Origin of the sequence: Calditerrivibrio sp., from assembly GCF_049968475.1 — a bacterium.
Lineage (GTDB): Bacteria > Chrysiogenota > Deferribacteres > Deferribacterales > Calditerrivibrionaceae > Calditerrivibrio > Calditerrivibrio nitroreducens_A.
The window spans coordinates 51502-68252 of sequence record NZ_JBMFQS010000007.1 but is presented as its reverse complement, the minus strand read 5'-3'; the positions used below and the strand labels follow the sequence as shown (position 1 = coordinate 68252).

Annotated in this window: 19 protein-coding genes and 1 pseudogene; 10 read left to right on the top strand and 10 right to left on the bottom strand. The window is 35.2% G+C overall.

What is annotated here, in order from left to right:
* Positions 1–185 precede the first annotated feature (185 nt).
* The 4 genes from ACP5Q2_RS07330 to ACP5Q2_RS07315 all read left to right on the top strand — a co-directional run bounded on the left by ACP5Q2_RS07330 (position 186) and on the right by ACP5Q2_RS07315 (position 5315).
* On the top strand, positions 186–1208 hold the full coding sequence (locus tag ACP5Q2_RS07330) for a hypothetical protein (protein ID WP_428098734.1): 1023 nt from the start codon (positions 186–188) through the stop codon (positions 1206–1208).
* A 149-nt stretch (positions 1209–1357) separates the two neighbouring features.
* A complete protein-coding gene (locus tag ACP5Q2_RS07325; protein ID WP_428098731.1) occupies positions 1358–3013 on the top strand; it encodes an FG-GAP-like repeat-containing protein in 1656 nt (551 codons plus the stop codon).
* Positions 3014–3412: 399 nt separating this feature from the next.
* On the top strand, positions 3413–4801 hold the full coding sequence (locus tag ACP5Q2_RS07320) for a nicotinate phosphoribosyltransferase (protein WP_428098728.1): 1389 nt from the start codon (positions 3413–3415) through the stop codon (positions 4799–4801).
* Positions 4779–5315: a nicotinamidase gene (locus ACP5Q2_RS07315; protein WP_424606122.1), complete on the top strand. Its 537-nt coding sequence runs from the start codon at positions 4779–4781 to the stop codon at positions 5313–5315. Before ACP5Q2_RS07320 ends, ACP5Q2_RS07315 begins: the two co-directional genes overlap by 23 nt.
* On the opposite strand, the gene ACP5Q2_RS07310 is transcribed toward ACP5Q2_RS07315, so the two are convergent.
* Positions 5310–5744, bottom strand: coding sequence for a DUF721 domain-containing protein (locus tag ACP5Q2_RS07310; RefSeq protein WP_424606123.1), 435 nt, complete (start codon positions 5742–5744; stop codon positions 5310–5312). The genes ACP5Q2_RS07315 and ACP5Q2_RS07310 overlap by 6 nt on opposite strands.
* A 196-nt stretch (positions 5745–5940) precedes the next feature.
* On the opposite strand from ACP5Q2_RS07310, the gene ACP5Q2_RS07305 reads away from it, so the two are divergent.
* Genes ACP5Q2_RS07305 through ACP5Q2_RS07280 form a run of 6 tightly spaced genes read left to right on the top strand, consistent with a single transcriptional unit; the run spans position 5941 to position 10469 of the window.
* Positions 5941–6348: a cytochrome c maturation protein CcmE gene (locus ACP5Q2_RS07305; protein ID WP_428098724.1), complete on the top strand. Its 408-nt coding sequence runs from the start codon at positions 5941–5943 to the stop codon at positions 6346–6348.
* A 12-nt stretch (positions 6349–6360) separates the two neighbouring features.
* Positions 6361–8259: a heme lyase CcmF/NrfE family subunit gene (locus ACP5Q2_RS07300; RefSeq protein ID WP_428098722.1), complete on the top strand. Its 1899-nt coding sequence runs from the start codon at positions 6361–6363 to the stop codon at positions 8257–8259.
* The gene (locus tag ACP5Q2_RS07295; RefSeq protein WP_428098719.1) at positions 8252–8959 is read left to right on the top strand and encodes an ABC transporter ATP-binding protein; all 708 of its coding nucleotides are present in this window, start codon (positions 8252–8254) and stop codon (positions 8957–8959) included. The genes ACP5Q2_RS07300 and ACP5Q2_RS07295 overlap by 8 nt, the downstream gene beginning before the upstream one ends.
* Positions 8960–8961: 2 nt before the next feature.
* Positions 8962–9642, top strand: coding sequence for a heme exporter protein CcmB (locus ACP5Q2_RS07290; protein ID WP_424606127.1), 681 nt, complete (start codon positions 8962–8964; stop codon positions 9640–9642).
* Positions 9643–9645: 3 nt separating this feature from the next.
* A complete protein-coding gene (locus ACP5Q2_RS07285; protein ID WP_428098716.1) occupies positions 9646–10305 on the top strand; it encodes a cytochrome c biogenesis protein in 660 nt (219 codons plus the stop codon).
* A 14-nt stretch (positions 10306–10319) separates the two neighbouring features.
* On the top strand, positions 10320–10469 hold the full coding sequence (locus tag ACP5Q2_RS07280; protein ID WP_428098713.1) for a CcmD family protein: 150 nt from the start codon (positions 10320–10322) through the stop codon (positions 10467–10469).
* Between the two features lie 10 nt (positions 10470–10479).
* Here the strand turns inward: ACP5Q2_RS07280 and ACP5Q2_RS07275 are convergent.
* The 9 genes and pseudogenes from ACP5Q2_RS07275 to ACP5Q2_RS07235 form a co-directional block, all read right to left on the bottom strand.
* Positions 10480–11133 (bottom strand): annotated as a pseudogene (locus ACP5Q2_RS07275) (PD-(D/E)XK nuclease domain-containing protein); the annotation flags it as partial.
* A gap of 189 nt (positions 11134–11322) precedes the next feature.
* Entirely contained in the window at positions 11323–11550 is a 228-nt protein-coding gene (locus ACP5Q2_RS07270; RefSeq protein WP_013451798.1) for a NifU family protein, read from the bottom strand.
* Between the two features lie 15 nt (positions 11551–11565).
* Positions 11566–12006 carry a Fe-S cluster assembly scaffold protein NifU gene (gene nifU / locus ACP5Q2_RS07265; protein WP_013451797.1) on the bottom strand — a complete coding sequence of 147 codons (441 nt, stop codon included), beginning with the start codon at positions 12004–12006 and terminating at the stop codon, positions 11566–11568.
* 19 nt (positions 12007–12025) lie between these two features.
* Positions 12026–13207, bottom strand: coding sequence for a cysteine desulfurase family protein (locus tag ACP5Q2_RS07260; protein ID WP_428098709.1), 1182 nt, complete (start codon positions 13205–13207; stop codon positions 12026–12028).
* An 81-nt stretch (positions 13208–13288) separates the two neighbouring features.
* On the bottom strand, positions 13289–14161 hold the full coding sequence (locus ACP5Q2_RS07255) for a helix-turn-helix domain-containing protein (RefSeq protein WP_428098707.1): 873 nt from the start codon (positions 14159–14161) through the stop codon (positions 13289–13291).
* On the bottom strand, positions 14158–14898 hold the full coding sequence (locus ACP5Q2_RS07250; RefSeq protein ID WP_428098704.1) for a tetratricopeptide repeat protein: 741 nt from the start codon (positions 14896–14898) through the stop codon (positions 14158–14160). Before ACP5Q2_RS07250 ends, ACP5Q2_RS07255 begins: the two co-directional genes overlap by 4 nt.
* Entirely contained in the window at positions 14882–15652 is a 771-nt protein-coding gene (locus ACP5Q2_RS07245) for a type III pantothenate kinase (RefSeq protein ID WP_428098701.1), read from the bottom strand. The genes ACP5Q2_RS07250 and ACP5Q2_RS07245 overlap by 17 nt, the downstream gene beginning before the upstream one ends.
* Entirely contained in the window at positions 15649–16395 is a 747-nt protein-coding gene (locus tag ACP5Q2_RS07240; protein WP_424605862.1) for a biotin--[acetyl-CoA-carboxylase] ligase, read from the bottom strand. The genes ACP5Q2_RS07245 and ACP5Q2_RS07240 overlap by 4 nt, the downstream gene beginning before the upstream one ends.
* Positions 16388–16741: a response regulator gene (locus tag ACP5Q2_RS07235; RefSeq protein WP_424605861.1), complete on the bottom strand. Its 354-nt coding sequence runs from the start codon at positions 16739–16741 to the stop codon at positions 16388–16390. Before ACP5Q2_RS07235 ends, ACP5Q2_RS07240 begins: the two co-directional genes overlap by 8 nt.
* Positions 16742–16751 lie beyond the last annotated feature (10 nt).

The window sequence follows — 16751 nt, the reverse complement described above, 5'->3', positions numbered from 1 at the left end:
TTATATAATAGAAGAGTTTTTTTAAGATAAATGATTAATCTCCCTTGGCTTAGCTTATCAGAATGACAGAAACTGTCACGATTAGAATTTATCAGTTAAATTTAAATTAGAGAACTGCGTTTTTTATTGACAAGTTTGTAAAAGACATGTACAATTTAAAGATATAATATAAACTGGAGGTTGTGATGAAAAAACTAGTCGCTCTTTTGGCCATAGGCCTTATTTCGGGATCAGCATTTGCCGCTACTTATGATTTTTATGGTTCTGTAAGGGTGCAAGCATTTTATGGCTCCCCTGACAAATATAAGTCTGGCATTGGGGAATCAGATACTGATCTTGAGTTTGGCACACAGGGTAATAGCAGAATTGGAGCTAATGTAAAGGCAAGTGATAAGCTTACAGCAAATTTTGAATTGGGGCTTGGTACATATGAGGATGGATCAAACAGAGTCTCAACACGTCTTATCTATGCTACCTACGATTTTGGTCCTTTAAAAATGAAGATAGGTCAGGATTATACCCCTACAGAAGCTGAGCCATTTAACCAAGTATATTTCCAGGATAACGCCCTTGACGGTTTTGGTGGGTTTTCTACAGGCAGAAGAAGCCAGATCGCTTTTACTTTTGGAGATTTTGAATTTGCAGTAGTAGCAAATAATCAAACTGATAAGAAAAATTTTGATGTGACCATACCTAAATTAGAAGCAGCATACAACTATAAGTTTGGACCTGCTTCAGGTAAGATTTTTGGTGGATATCAAACGTATAAATATGACAATGCCACATCAGATAAATCTGTAAATGCTTACGTTGCTGGTTTGACTACTGCTGTGGAATTAAATCCTGTAGTATTAAATGCTGTTGCATGGTATGGATTAAATACTGCTGATTATGGTGCCACCACTCAAGGTAGTTATGATGTTGTACATGATAAAGATAGTACTGATTTTGGAGTTTCTGCTGAACTTGGATTTAAAGCCACAAAAGATATTTTGTTAAACGTAGGCTATGGATACCAGAGAAGTGATAGCGATGCATTTATGAAGGCTGATGGTCAGCAATCTTACTATGCAAATGCTATAATTAATATTGCTAAAAATCTCTATGTGACACCAGAGGTGGGTGTATTGGATTATATGAAAAGTGCTACTGATCTTAAAGAAGGTAAAAAACTGTATTACGGTGTACAGGTTAAAGCTAATTTCTAAATTCATGCTTTCAGCTTAAAGATTTCAAGGAGGGGAAACCCTCCTTTTTTTTATATTATTGAACTAAATAGGTCAAAGTAAGTCAATTTAATATAGATTTTTCCACCTATGTATGTTATATGTGTAATAATAAATTAATGGGGTAGTGTATGAAAATGGCTTTGAGATTATCTTTTTTAGTTTTTGTAATGATGACATTTTTTACTCTAAACAGTTATGCTCGATTCGAAGGATTGATCAAATCCCTTGATGAATATTTTACATCCTCTTCTGGGATTGTGGTGGCTGTGGATAAAGAGAATGTGACGATCGATATCGGTGAAACTTCTGGAGCGTTTGTGGGTAAGATCTATAAAGTTTATCGGGATGGGGCGGAGATAAAGCATCCCATCACAGGGGCTATCCTTGGAAAAAAGAGGTCTTATGTGGCCACAATCAAGATTATTGATATATTTGATAAGATGTCAATTGGCAGTGTAATAGATAAAAAAGATGAAATTCATGTGTCCGATTCGGTGGTATCTGAAAGGCCGGTGAAGGTATCTTATGAGTTTTTAAATTTTGAGAAAAGGATTGAATATATTTTGAATGATGAATTGAGTAAAACTAATCTTTTAATTACCGATAAAAACTCTCCCACCAAGATAGTTTTTGAACAGCAGAAAGATGGTATTATAAAAGTTGATATCCTTGTGAATAATAAGACCATAAAAAACATATTCTTTGCTGATGTAAATATCGGAGATGAGAGGGGGAAAGCTTATGGAGCTACATCTGATCTTGTTAGAAGTGATTTGATGAGCTACGATCTTAAAACTATAGCAATTGGCTATGTCAAAAAAGATGGCAAGGAATATATCATAACAGCAGACAAAAAGACAGTATATATTTTTTATTTTGATGGGAAAGGGTTTAACAAAGTGGATGAGATAAAAGGTGATTTTAGTGATATTCAGAGTGTGGAGACAGCTGATCTAAATGGTAATGGTGTGGATGAAATCTATATCTCAAATGTGTATGAAAATAAGGAAGCAAGATCCTACGTATATGAATATTCCGAAGATGGAAAATTTAAGCAGATTGGTAAGACGATACCATTTTTGATCAGATCTATCATGGAAAATGGAAAGAAGAAGATAGTAGTGCAGAGGGTATCAAGAGGTGGCGAGTATCTTGGTGGTATAAGTTATCTAAATTATGCCGGTGGTGAATTTAGCAGAGGGGAAGCAATAGATAATTCAGAAAATCTTGGTATCTATGGATTTGGATATTCAGATATAGATGGTGATGGTAAAAAAGAGCTGATCTGGGTGGATGATGAATTTAGATTAAGAGTTTATAAAGGAAAACAGGAGATCTATAGATCTGTGGAAATATTCAATCAGACACCACTTTATTTCCTTATGAATCAAGAAGTGTTGCTGAAAGAGCAAAAGGGATATGGTCCGGCGGATAATCCGGTAGAGCTTAAATCTTATCGTAAGTATCTAAAAAATAGAATTTTTATAAATGAGAAGAATGAATTGTTTTTATTAAAAAACACCCCTTCATATAAAAATTTGCCAATGTTAGAAAAATTCAATGATTCATCTGTGGGTAGGTATGTATGGCAGGCAAAAATGATAAGAAAAAGCTGGGAATCAGATCTCTTTGAGCCTGTAATTGTTGACTACTATGTGGTGGAGAAATATGGTAAATATTATGCTTATGCCCTAAGAAATACAAATCCTGGAGATAAAGGTGGACTTTTGAAATCTATGTTTAACACTGCAAAAAGTGAAATTATATACATCGAAATCAAATAATTTAAGGGGTGGGGTGACTCACCCTTTTTAATTGCTATGTTACGTATTGCAACTATTATATATGTTTTGATTACCATGGCGCATTATTTAAGATATGGCAATATGATATACGTGTTGCTTTTTGTTTTGTCTGGGGTGGCTATTTTTTTTAGAAATAAATATTTGAATTTTATTGTTATTTTTTTTCTTTATGTGGGTTTGGTGGAATGGGTCAAGACTTTTTATGGCATATTCATCTATAGAATGATGTATCATTTACCTTACTTTAGGCTGACTGTGATATTTTCAGCGATATTGGTTTTAAATATATGGCTTATTTACAAGTATATTAGGCAAATATGGAAATGAAATTATGGGGATAAAAGTTGAATTTTAAAAATTTTGTGATATATTTGTAATATGATTATCGATAGGCATATTGGGCTTTATACAGATCTATACGAGCTTACAATGGCTCAAGGGTTTTACCTGATGGGGCAGGGTGGGAAGACTGCTGTATTCGATTATTTCTTTAGAAAATCCCCCTTTGGTGGTAGTTTTGCAGTATTTGCAGGTCTTGACGATTTACTGGAGCTGATTGAAAACTTCAGGTATGACAGCGAGGATATCGAATATCTTAGAAAAATTGGATTTAAGGAAGATTTCTTAAATTATCTCAAAAATTTCAAATTTACCGGTGATATATACTCTGTGGCGGAAGGGGAGGTGGTTTTCCCGTATGAGCCACTTTTCCGGGTACATGCTCCACTTATCGAGGCCCAAATCCTTGAGACAATCGTATTAAACATTTTAAATTTTGAAACCCTTATAGCCACAAAGGCTGCCCGTATGAAAATTGCCTCAAAAGGGAAGATGGTGATAGACTTTGGGCTTAGAAGGGCACAGGGGTTTGGGGGAATACATGCCAGCAAGGCGGCTGTGATTGGTGGGGCTGAGACCACTTCAAATGTGTATAGCTCGATGCTGTTTGGCCTTACGCCAGCTGGTACAATGGCACATTCCTGGATACAGAGCTTTGATTCTGAGTATGAGGCTTTTAAAACCTTTGCGGATATATACCAGGACAAAACGGTACTTTTGCTTGATACCTATGATACCCTAAAGAGTGGTATTTTAAATGCAGTAAAGGTGGGTAAGTATCTGGAAAATCAAGGAAGAAGATTGTTAGGGGTAAGGCTGGATAGTGGGGATCTTCTCACTTTATCAAAAGAATGTAGAAAAATTCTGGATGAAAATGGACTCGATTACGTAAAAATAGTGGCAAGCAATATGCTGGATGAATACAGAATAGATGATCTAATGCAGAAAGGTGCACCAATAGATATTTTTGGAGTGGGGACAAATCTGGTGGTGGGTAGGTCGGATGCTGCTTTAGATGGAGTTTACAAGCTCATTTCCATAGATGGTGTGCCAAAGATGAAGATCTCAAACGATCCGGAAAAAGTGCTTCTACCTGGTGTTAAAAATATTTTAAGGTATTACGATGAAAACGGTCTATTTAAAAAGGACCTTGTGGTGCTGGAGGAAAAATTAAAAGAACAGGGTGAAGCTGAAGAGATATTGCTCAAGCCTGTTTTATCTTCAGGTAAAAGGATTCATACGAGGAAACCTGTAAAATCGATTGTTGAATACGCAAAAAGTAGGATAGAAAAGTTGCCAGATTCTTTAAAGAATATCTACAAACCTCAGGTTTATAATGTGTCTGTATGTAATAGTGTCTTAAATCTTAGAAATAGTATGATAAAATCTCTTTCAGGGGGGTTTGATGAGAGCACTTTTAATAGTTGATCTGCAAAACGATTTTTGTCCTGGTGGCGCCCTTGCCGTGCCGGATGGGGATAAGATTGTCCCTGTGATAAATTCTATTATGGATAAGTTTGATCTTGTGGTATCCAGTCAGGATTGGCATCCGGATGAAGGGGAACACTTTAAAAAATGGCCACCACATTGCATTCAGAATACCAGAGGGGGAGATTTCCATCCAGATTTAAGATCAGATAAAATAGATATAAAACTTTTAAAGGGTACTGATGGATCTGATACAGGTTATTCCGCCTTTGAAGCTACCAATATCGATCTTGTGAAATTGCTGAAGGAAAAAAATATAGATAAACTCTACATCACAGGACTTGCTACGGAATACTGTGTAAAAGCTACGGCTATTGATGCTGCAAAAAATGGATTTGACACATATTTGATCGTGGATGCCACAAAGGGACTTGATGAAGAAAAATCGAGAAAAACAATCGAAGAATTAGAAAAGATCGGGGTTAAGCCGGTAGTTTCTACGGAAATATTATAGGCTATTTTCTTTTAAAGTTGATAGATAGCTTATAAAGGCCTTTTCAAATCTTTCCCTGAGGGTTTGATCTTTTATCACAGAGGATAAATTTTTAGCCTGTTGGGTCATTTTTTCGGTGATCTCAACCGGATGAGGCAGTTCGTTTTCCTTCTTTCGGTTTAATTTTACCACAAATTTTACATCGATTACAAAATTGTAGCCGTAAGAGTGAAGTCTTTGTAAAAATTCTCCTTTCATAAACGAAAATTCATTCATCCATATATTATCCGACACTGCTATGATAAGCTGATTGTTTGATAATTTTATCGGAATAGAGTTTCTTCCAATGAACTCCCCCATTATCTTTGTCCAGTTTGCAGAAAGTCTAAAAATCTTCAACAAATCCGGAGTTAAAAGATCTTCGCCAAGGATTTCGTGAAATTTTTTCATATCTTTATCTACATCGAAAAAATTAGAATATCAAGGGGGATGATTTCATATATTTTTATCTGAAATAAAACGAACTTATTTTGAATTATAAAGTCTAAAAAATAACTGTAAAAATTGTAAATACTGGTCAATTAGATTGACAACTTGCTAAATGTTTGTTAGTTTGAATTAATTAATTTTTTTGAGGTGAAAAAATATGAAGAAAAAAAAGATTGTTGTAGTGGTTGGTCTAATTATTTTATCTGCCATTATTTTTATAATGGTTTCTGGTTTTAAACAGAATACGATTTATTACATAGAGGTGCATGAGCTTCAGCAGAATCCAGATAAATTCACAAAGAAAGGGATTAGAATAAGTGGTGATGTCCTTGATGGGTCTGTGAAAAAAGATGAGATAAACAAACATCTCGAATTTATTATGATTGACAAAACTGGTGCAAAAATGAACGTAGTATACAATGGGATTATTCCGGATGCCTTCAAAGAGTCTATTCAGGTGATAGTTGAAGGTAAATACGACAAGAATACAAATACATTTGCGGCAAATACACTACTTGCAAAATGCCCATCAAAATATGAGGCGGAAGTAGAAAAACAGAAATAGAGGGGTATATTAATGGGAAAAATAGGTTTTTTATTGCAGTTTTTTAGCTTTCTGGCAGGTTTATCTGCTATATTCTTTTTGGTATCAAATCTATTAAACAAAAAAGATTCAAATAAGAAGTATGCTGAGTATTCTATCATCCTTCAGGCTTGTTTGACCACTATGGCTTCAATTGTTTTGGTTGTGGCTCTTGCCAAAAGCGATTTTACTATCGAATATGTTGCCCAGTATACCGATAGAAGCCTACCTTTTATCTACAAGATAAGTGCATTTTGGGCGGGGCAGGCGGGATCACTGCTATTCTGGGGATGGCTGGTATCCCTTGCCGGAACAATAGAAGTTTTTAGAATAAAGAATAAAGATGATTATAAAACTGCTGTACTGCTTATGGTAAGTGTTACTACGACATTCTTTCTTATACTGACAAATTTTTTAACGAACCCATTTAATACACTCGACTTTGTGGTGCCTGATGGAAATGGGATGAATCCACTTCTACAAAATCCAGGCATGCTTTACCATCCTCCCACATTGTACCTTGGATTTGTTGGGTTGACAATTCCATTTGCCCATGCTTTTGCAGCCCTTGTGTCTAAAAATTTGGGGCCAAATTGGGTCAAAGATGTTAGAAGTTGGACAATTATCAGCTGGGTGTTTTTAACAATAGGTATTGTATTAGGTGGACAGTGGGCTTATGTGGAGCTCGGCTGGGGTGGTTATTGGGCATGGGACCCAGTGGAAAATGCATCCCTTTTGCCATGGATAACTGCCACCGGATTTCTCCATTCGGCCATCATTTATGAAAAAAGAGACAAACTAAAATTATGGACTTTCCTTCTTGCCTGGATCAGCTTTGAATTGTGTATCTTAGGGACATTCATCACACGTAGCGGAATAATAGATTCCGTCCACAGTTTTGGTAAGTCATCTCTTGGTATATTTTTTGTGATCTTTATTATTGCTACTTCTGTGGCTTTTTTCTATTATATATGGAAAAATAAAGCCAGAGTGGATGAATCTTCTGAAATAAATTTAGTATCAAAAGAGGGGTTATTCTATTTTTCCAACTGGATATTTTTTGGTTTAATGTTTGTTATTCTTTTTGGAACTACCATGCCGATTTTTACTCAGATTTTTGCAAACAAATTTACGGTTGGGATTCCTTACTACAATATGGTTTCAACCCCATTCTTTATGGTAATGCTTATTTTAAGCGGTATCGCCCCACTTATGCCGTATGGGCAGTCAAATCTTAAGGAGTTGGTAAAGATATCTCTACCATCTTTTATATTTGCGGTTGTCTGTACAATTGGGATGTATTTTATGGGGTATAAAAAAATTGTACCTTTACTTCTTTTTATGTTTACCTTTTTCTCATTTTTTACTATTCTTATACAGATAGTAAAAGGTATAAAGAAAAATGGCTTTGGTGCTATTTTCAAACATAGAAGGTTTTACGGCGGGCTTGGGACACACTTGGGTGTGGTAATAATGGCTTTTGCAATTATTGCGTCATCATTTTATCGATATGAAATAGAAAAGGTGGTAAAACCTGGGGAAAGTTTTAATTTTGGACCCTATACACTTCAGGTGGGTGATTTTAAAGTTGTGGAAAAAGAAAATTATACCTCAGTGATGACTCCCACGAAAGTTTTAAAAGGTAGTAATTATATAGTGACCATGATCCCTGAAAGGAGATTTTACAACAACAATCAGGAGGCTTTTGCTGAGGTGGGTTTATATACACAGCCAGTGGGGGATCTTTATTTAATCCTTGCATCCTATTCAATGAACGAGCAGGTGATCGGGCTGCAGGTGGTGTGGGAGCCTTTTGTCGTATGGATATGGATTGGGTGTGCAGTTATGGTGCTATCCGCACTACATGGGGTATTTGGGCGTAAAAGTGAATAGTAGTCTTATTACTGTCGATCAGCTAAAAAAGAAATACGGTGAAAATGAAGCCCTCAAGGGGGTTTCATTTTCCCTTGCGGAAGGGGATTTTTTATCGATATTTGGCCCAAATGGTGCTGGTAAATCAACCCTTTTAAAACTTCTTTCAGCACAAACAAGGCCAAGTGGTGGTAAGATATACTACGGTGAAACTGAAATAAAGGATCTCACCGATGATTTTAGGACAAAATTCGGTGTGATTTCACATCTCCCTTTTCTATACGATAGCCTATCCGCTTATGATAATTTGAAATTTTATGCTAAACTTTACGGTGTGGAAAATATAGATTTCAGGATTAAAGAGATCCTTGACATTGTGGAGCTTACACATAGAAAAAATGATCTGGTGAGGAATTTTTCAAGGGGGATGTTGCAACGGCTTTCAATTGGAAGAGCTCTGATACATAATCCGGATATCATCTTTCTTGACGAACCTTATACTGGATTAGATCAACATGCTTCAAATATTCTTACACGAATTCTCAAGGAGCTTTTTGCTCACAGAAAGACGATTTTAATGGTAACCCACAATCTTGCTAAAGGTTATGAACTATCATCCAAGCTTGCAATAATCAGAAGCGGTGAAATGGTATTTTTTAAAGATAAAGATGATGTGAATGACTATGAGTTTGAAGATATTTACATTTCTTTGGTGTCGTAAAAATGGTGAGATATTTTAAAACGGTTTATCATATAATAGAAAAAGATCTTTTACTTGAACTTAAGAGTAAAGAAGTAATAAATTCCATGCTTATCTTCGCCCTTCTTGTGGTGGTAGTGTTTAGTTTTATCTTTGAACCAGGGGCGGAATATAAAAACGATCTTGCGGCAGGTATTTTGTGGATGTCTATCATTTTTTCTGGTATACTTGGACTTAATAAATCTATGATGAATGAGATTAATGGTGGTAATTTAAATGCACTTCTATTAGCTCCGGTGGACAAAAGTGCCATCTTCTTTGGTAAGGGATTGTCAAATTTCCTTTTTATGCTTATTATGGAAGTGATCATAATTCCGATATTTGTGGTATTTTATGATGTACCGATAATGAATAATTTATTGTTTTCTATTATTACATTGTTGCTTGGAACATATGGATTTGCAATATTAGGGACACTATTTTCTATTATATCTGTAAAGTCAAAGACAAGGGAGGTAATGCTACCTATACTTTTACTTCCCATCATAATTCCAGTGGTGCTTTCTGCCATTCAAGCAATGAATATATTTCTAAAAGGGGATGATATCTCTGAGTCATTTAAATGGTTGCAACTTCTTTTGGTTTTTGATATAGTCTTTACACTTGTGATATATGTTATATTTGACTTTGTGATAGAGGAATAGATTATGAATAGAATAATGAAATCTGTTGATATTCTTGCAATTGTGGGGATAATAATTGCCCTTTATTTTGCATTCATCTATGCACCCACAGAAGCAGTTATGGGGGCTGTCCAGAGGATATTTTATTTTCACGTTTCATCGGCGTGGATAGCATTTTTTGCATTTTTTGTTACATTTATTTGCAGTATAGTGGTTCTCATAAACAATAATCTTTTTTATGATGATATTGCAGAATCTTCCGCAGAAATTGGTGTCATATTCTGTACAGTTGTTTTGATCACAGGCCCAATATGGGCTAAACCGGCGTGGGGAAAATGGTGGACATGGGATCCAAGGCTTACAACTACACTTATACTTTGGTTTATATATATAGGTTATATTATGTTGAGGAAGTTTGTGGAAGAGGAGGAAAAAAAAGCTAAATTTGCAGCGGCGCTTGGGATTATCGGCTTTATAGATGTGCCTATTGTGTTTTTATCTATAAGATGGTGGAGGACTATACATCCCAACGTCTTACAACAGGGTGGTGGTGGGCTTCATCCTGATATGCTCACGGCTTTGATTGTTTGCGTGGTGGCCTTTACCCTTTTATATATAAGTATGCTTATGAAAAGGGTTAATATTGGTGTTTTACAAAGAAAGATCAATTTGATAAAAAGATAGATTACGAGGTAGGTATGAAAAACTTTGAATTTCTCTTTGCAGCCTATGCTGTGATATGGATATTGCTGGGCGGGTATTTTTTTAGATTGAATAATAAATTAAATCAGATCAGCCGTAGATTGGATCAATTGGAAGCACAGAAGGTGGATAAAAGCAAGAATTAAGTCAGTTGTATCAAGATAACTTTTCCCACTCAAAATTTACGATATTCTTCTCTTCAGAGCTAAATTCTATTCCCACAAGGTAAATATCTTTACCTGTATTCAAATACTTCTGGGCGTAGTTTTTCTGTTTTATCTGTGATAATGCTTCACCTTTCTCACCATCCACTTTAAATTCTATAACGTATATCTTATCTGACACAAATACCGTTAAATCAACCCTACCCTTATTCGTCACATCCTCACCGATTAAATCCACACCAAGGGATGCAAGATAGGAATATACCACACTGGCATAAAAACCTTCGTATAGCTTTAGGTCGTTGTTTGTATAATTGGTGTATGGAATTGAAGCAAATAAAGTCGTCAAAGTATCCTTTAATTCTTCAGGTTTACCGTAATAAAGCGATTTAATCAGTGGATCTTTTATCTTTGTATCCGTCCTAAAAAGATAATTTATGATATAATCATTCAAAGATATCTGCACCTCAATATTGGGTATTTTTAGCTTATACTCTATTGTTTGAAGCAGTTCATTTTGAATCATCTTTTCAATGGTTAAATACCCTGACTGATACAAAAGCACTTCTAAATCTATATTCTCTACGTCAAAGCTGGATAATATCTTATCATCTAGGGTAAGATTTGTGAGGTTTGGTAGAAAATAGTTTCCTTTGTTTTGGTCAGGATGTAGGGTTTGTCGTCATATCGAAAAATTAAATTGTATAATAGGAATGGGATTTGGCATAAAAGAATCGTTATACTTAAATTGAATTTAAAAATTTAAGCTTCAGTCAGAGATTAATTCTTATATCTGACTGAAGCTGATGTTGATTTGTTGCAATATGATATAAATTTAAAAAGAAACTACCTCTTTTATCTCAGGTATTTCATCTTTTAGTCTCATTTCGATTCCATGTTTTAATGTCATTGTACTAAATGGGCAGCTGCCACAAGCACCTGTGAGCTGAACTTTTACTACCCCGTCATCGGTAACTCCCAGAAGCTCCACATCGCCACCATCAGCCTGTAAAGCTGGACGAACTTTTTTTAGAACTTCTTCAACTCTTTCTTTTAAGGTCATTATATCCTCCTTGGTTTAACTTTTTACTCTATTTTTTATTTTTGCCTTCATCTCATCTACTATCGAAGGATCTTTACCAATCCTTTTGTAGTAATCTTTTAGAGCAGCTTCAATTGCTTCTTCAGCCATAACTGAACAGTGAATCTTGGCGGGTGGTAAACCATCCAGAGCTTCCACAATTGCGTTGTTTGTAAGCTCCAATACCTCTTCGACTGTTTTACCCTTTAAAAGCTCGGTAGCCATCGAGCTCGAAGCTATTGCTGCTCCACAACCAAACGTTTTAAATTTAACATCCTGAATTACGCCGTTGTCATCGATTTTGAAAAAGAGCTTCATCACATCTCCGCAGGCAGGGTTTCCCACTTCTCCTACACCGTTTGCATCCTCAATCTCACCCATGTTTCTTGGGTTCATAAAGTGATCCATAACTTTGTCGCTGTATGGTCCTTTTGCCATATTATCCTCCAAATTGACTTTATTTTTTATAGTATGGTGACATTTCACACAATCTATTTACAATTTCCGGTGTCACCTTTATTACTTCATCAATTTCTGATTCTGTGGTGTATTTAGACATTGAAAATGTAATGGAACCAGCACAGATATCATTTGGTACTCCTATTGCAGTCAATACATGGGAAGCTGCTAAATCTTCTTCATCTTCTGCCAGAATATTTGATGAGCATGCGGATCCACTTGCAGCACATATCCCCTTTAATGCATACCATAGTAAAATAGATTCCCCTTCAATGTACTCAATCCAGAAGCTTACATGGCCAGGTAGCCTGTCCTTTTCATCCCCTGTTATGTGTAGAAAACTAAACATACCTTTTAGAGCATTAATGAGTTTATCCCTTAAGTATTTCATGTTCTTTGAATATTGAACCATTTCAAGCTTTGCAATTTTAGCTGCTTCCCCAAGCCCCACTATGCCGGGGACATTTTCAGATCCACTTCTGAATCCATTTTCCTGGTAGCCACCATCAAATAAAGGGCTAATATGGACCCCTTTTTTAATATAAAGGGCTGCTACTCCTCTTGGTCCGTAGAAATTTTGGGCGGAAAGGCTCAAAAGGTCACAGTTAAATTTTTTTACATCCACATCTATATGCCCGGTGGAAGCTATAGCATCCACATGAAAAAGAACACCTTTTTCTTTGCATACTTCACCAATTTCCTGAATGTTTTGTATTACACCTATCTCTGGATTTGCATGCATTATTGAAACTATAAGAGTATCGTCATTGATGGCTTTTTTCAAATCTTCGAGATTTATCTTGCCGTTGTTATCCACTTTTAATTTAGTGGTTTTATAACCCTGGTTGGAGAGCTTTGCTGTGACATTCTGAATGGAAAAATGCTCGATCTCGGAGATTACAATATGTTTTTTCCCTTCATACTTGAAGCTATTAGCCACACCTTTGATTGCAAGATTGTTTGATTCGGTACCACAGGAAGTAAAAATTATTTCATCAGGCTCTGCATTTATCAAGTTTGCCACATTTTCTCTTGCTTCATTTATAGCCTGAAAAGATTCTCTACCCAAAGGGTAAAAGTGAGCGCTCGGATTACCATACTTCTCTGTAAGAAAAGGTAACATCTTTTCTACTACTCTTGGATCAGGCTTTGTACCTGCCACGTTATCAAGATAAATCATTAGTAACTCCACTATTTTAATTTATACCTTTTTTGTCTTATTAATATACACTGTATTTGTCAAAATTCAAGGTTAAATTTGCTACTTTTTTGTATATGTTAGTTTGTCATTATTCAACGTAAAATAAAGATTTTTAATAGATTCTCTTGGTTTACCCAAACCTCCAATAGTTTGATTATTGTAACTTATCGATATGGCTGATGCGTCACCTATGTCTATGATAAAAAAATCTTTGAACGAAAACTCTCTTGTATATCCCGGTTTCGCTATGAAATCCAGCTCTGTTTTGTTATCTATTTTCACATTTACCCAACAGGTATTGTAAAATGATAGTTTTACCTGTTTTAAAACTGTTTTGTTGTCTGCTGAGTTATCTTTTGGTGATGCTGAGTTGTCATACAATTGCTGAAGTATTGCTTTGTTGTCCAATTGGGGATTATTTAAATCTATGTTGTCAGTTGTTTTAGGAGAGTTTTTATCTGAATTATCATTTATGGGTGATACTGATAAGTTTTCAGATGATGATTTTACTGCAGATTCATTATTAACTATTTTAGTTTTTTTTATCGAATAGATATATATAATTGCAATTAGTATAAAAATTATCGATATGGTGGAATATATATATACTCTTTTCTTAATTTGCGACTTGGATACTTCTTTATTTACTTCATCAAATATCTGGGTATTTTCATTTTTTATATTAGGGTTGAATATCGATTTTGGGCATTCCTGGGAGAATAGTTCCATCATCTCCTGTTCGTTTAGGGCCAGATATTTTATGTAGTTTTTCACGAAACCGTAGCAATGGACATAGGAGGGCAAAGATCTGAAGTCACCATTTTCAATTGCCTGTAAATATTTTTGGTTGATTCTTAGCTCTTTTGAGACAGTTTGAATATCTTTGCCGAGTTCTTCCCTGCGATTTTTAAGGATACTACCAAGGTTGCTCATCTTAAGCCTATTTCCTTTAATAGTTCTATAGAATCTTTTGCTTCTTTTGAATTTGGTTCACTCGTAATTATCTCTTTTAACAATGTAATGGCTTTGTCGTTGATATTCTGTAGATAGTATATCCGAGCAAGCTGGTATTTGCCCTGATTGAATGCTGGGTTTATATCCAGTGCCTGTTGTAATATTGTTTCTGCATCTTTGTATCTTTTTTGTTGAATATACAGGTTTGATAGAGTCATATATGTATTAAGAATTCTTGGGTTTGCCTGGATAGATTTTTTGTAGTTAAATTCCGCTTCAGAAAGATTTTCCATTTGCTGATAAGCAGATGCTATGTTAAAGTAAATCACTTCAGGGGTGGGATATTTTGGATCATCAGCAATTTTTTTCCATATATTGATCGCTTTTAAAGTCTCATTTTTTGTGGCATAAATAGTAGCAAGAAGATTGAGATATTCTAACTCGTTAGGTTTTAAAGACAATGCCTGCTTTATATACCTCTCTGCATCTAAAATTCTATTCTTTTTGATATAAAATGTGGCAATTGCGTAATAGATTCTGTCATCATCTGGATTGATGGCGAGTGCTTTTTCAAATTCCACAATGGAAAGGTAATCTGTATCAGAATTAAGATAAGCAAGCCCCATTTTATAATGGGATTCGGCAAGCTCTACATCCTTTGTGGAACAACCGTAAACTAGATATAACAATATCAAGACACTAAGAATTTTTTTCATAGATCACCTTTAGACCATTTAGTGTAAGATTGGGGTCGTATCTTTTAAGATATTTTGATTCCCCCATAAACACAGATCCCAAACCACCTGTGGCGATTATGCAGGGTTCTAATTCTTTAAATTTCTCATTTATGATTTTTTCTATTATTCCATCCACAAGTGATAGGTATCCGAAAAAGATTCCGGATTTTATTGAACTTATGGTGTTGGTGCCTATCACTTTGTCGCACTTTTCTATCTCCACCTCAGGTAATTTGGCAGTTTTTTGATGTAAAATGGTGGCAGATAATTTTACCCCTGGACATATAACCCCACCAATATATTCACCAGCTTCATTAATTACGTCAAAGGTAGTTGCGGTACCAAAATCTACTATGATGGCGGGGTACCTGTAATACTTCAGAACAGCTGCAGCATTTACGATTCTATCGGAGCCCACTTCTTTGGGGTTTTCCAGCTTGATGGGGACACCTGTTTTGATTCCGGGGCCTACCACTAAGGCCTCCCTTGATAGATATTTTTTGGATAATTTTGTAAAAGTATAAACAAGCTGAGGAACAACTGATGAGATAATCACACCTCTTATATTTGAAGGCTCGATGTTGCTATTTTTAAGAAGAAGCATGATTATGGCTGCATATTCATCTGTGGTTTTTTGATAATCAGTGGCTAGCCTTGAGTTGAATATAATCTCGTTTTTATCAAATACACCAATTACTATATTTGTGTTGCCTATGTCTACGGCAAAAATCATAGATATATGTCCCCTAAAACTATTTTTCTTTCATTACCATAGTGATCTATAGCCACAAGCTCACCGCTTTCAGTGATCCCTTTTTCAATGAACTCCATTTTTTTTCCATCAAGATGTATCTTTATTCTTTTACCAAAGTTCATACTATATTTACACCATTTTTCAATAATATCAATACGTTTTTTTAATAAATCTGTATAATTGTTTTCAAAATTATTTAATATTTTAAGTAATATCTCTTCAATTGTATAATGTTGACCTGTGATGATAGCAAGTGAAGTGGCTACATCTTTTATATCATCGCTAAAATCTGACTGATTGACATTTATGCCAATACCTAAAACGATTTTTTCAAGGGTATTTCCTGAAAATTTTGTTTCTATTAGTATTCCACCTAATTTTTTATGATTAGAGACGATGTCATTCGGCCATTTTAGATATACATCTGCATAATTTCTCAATGCATCACATATTGCATACCCTGTGGTGATATTTAAAGGTAAAAGCTGCTCTATAGGTATCGGAGGTAAGACGATACTAAAATAGAGATTACCTTCATTTGATACCCATTTTCTGCCACTTCTTCCTTTACCTGCGTGCTGTTTTTCTGCAATGATTAAAGAATAATGAGGGTAAGTGGCTCTCATTGCTTCGTTGTTTGTGGAATCCAATTCATGAAAAATGAAACAATGTTTTAAGATGGTTTTATTGGCTAAATAGTCTGATGTTTCCTTGCTAAGCATTAAGCATCAACTCTACCTGATTTATTAAATTATCAATATCGGAAGATTTTGTGATTTTTACAGTGTTACCATAGCCAGGAAGATCTGGTAGATCATCTGGATTGGCAGTATATATTATTATGGGAACCTCTTGATTTGTTTTCCTTATAGTTTTTAACACTTCAATCCCATTTACTTTTGGCATTCGAATATCAAGTATCACAATATCAACATATTCTTCATCAAACGATATAAGTGCTTCATCTCCATCAACGGCAGTGATAACATTGTAACCTTTTTCCCATAATTCATCCCTTAGTAGCAGTCTTATGTTTGCATCATCATCAACGATCAGGACAGTTTTCAAAATAATCCTC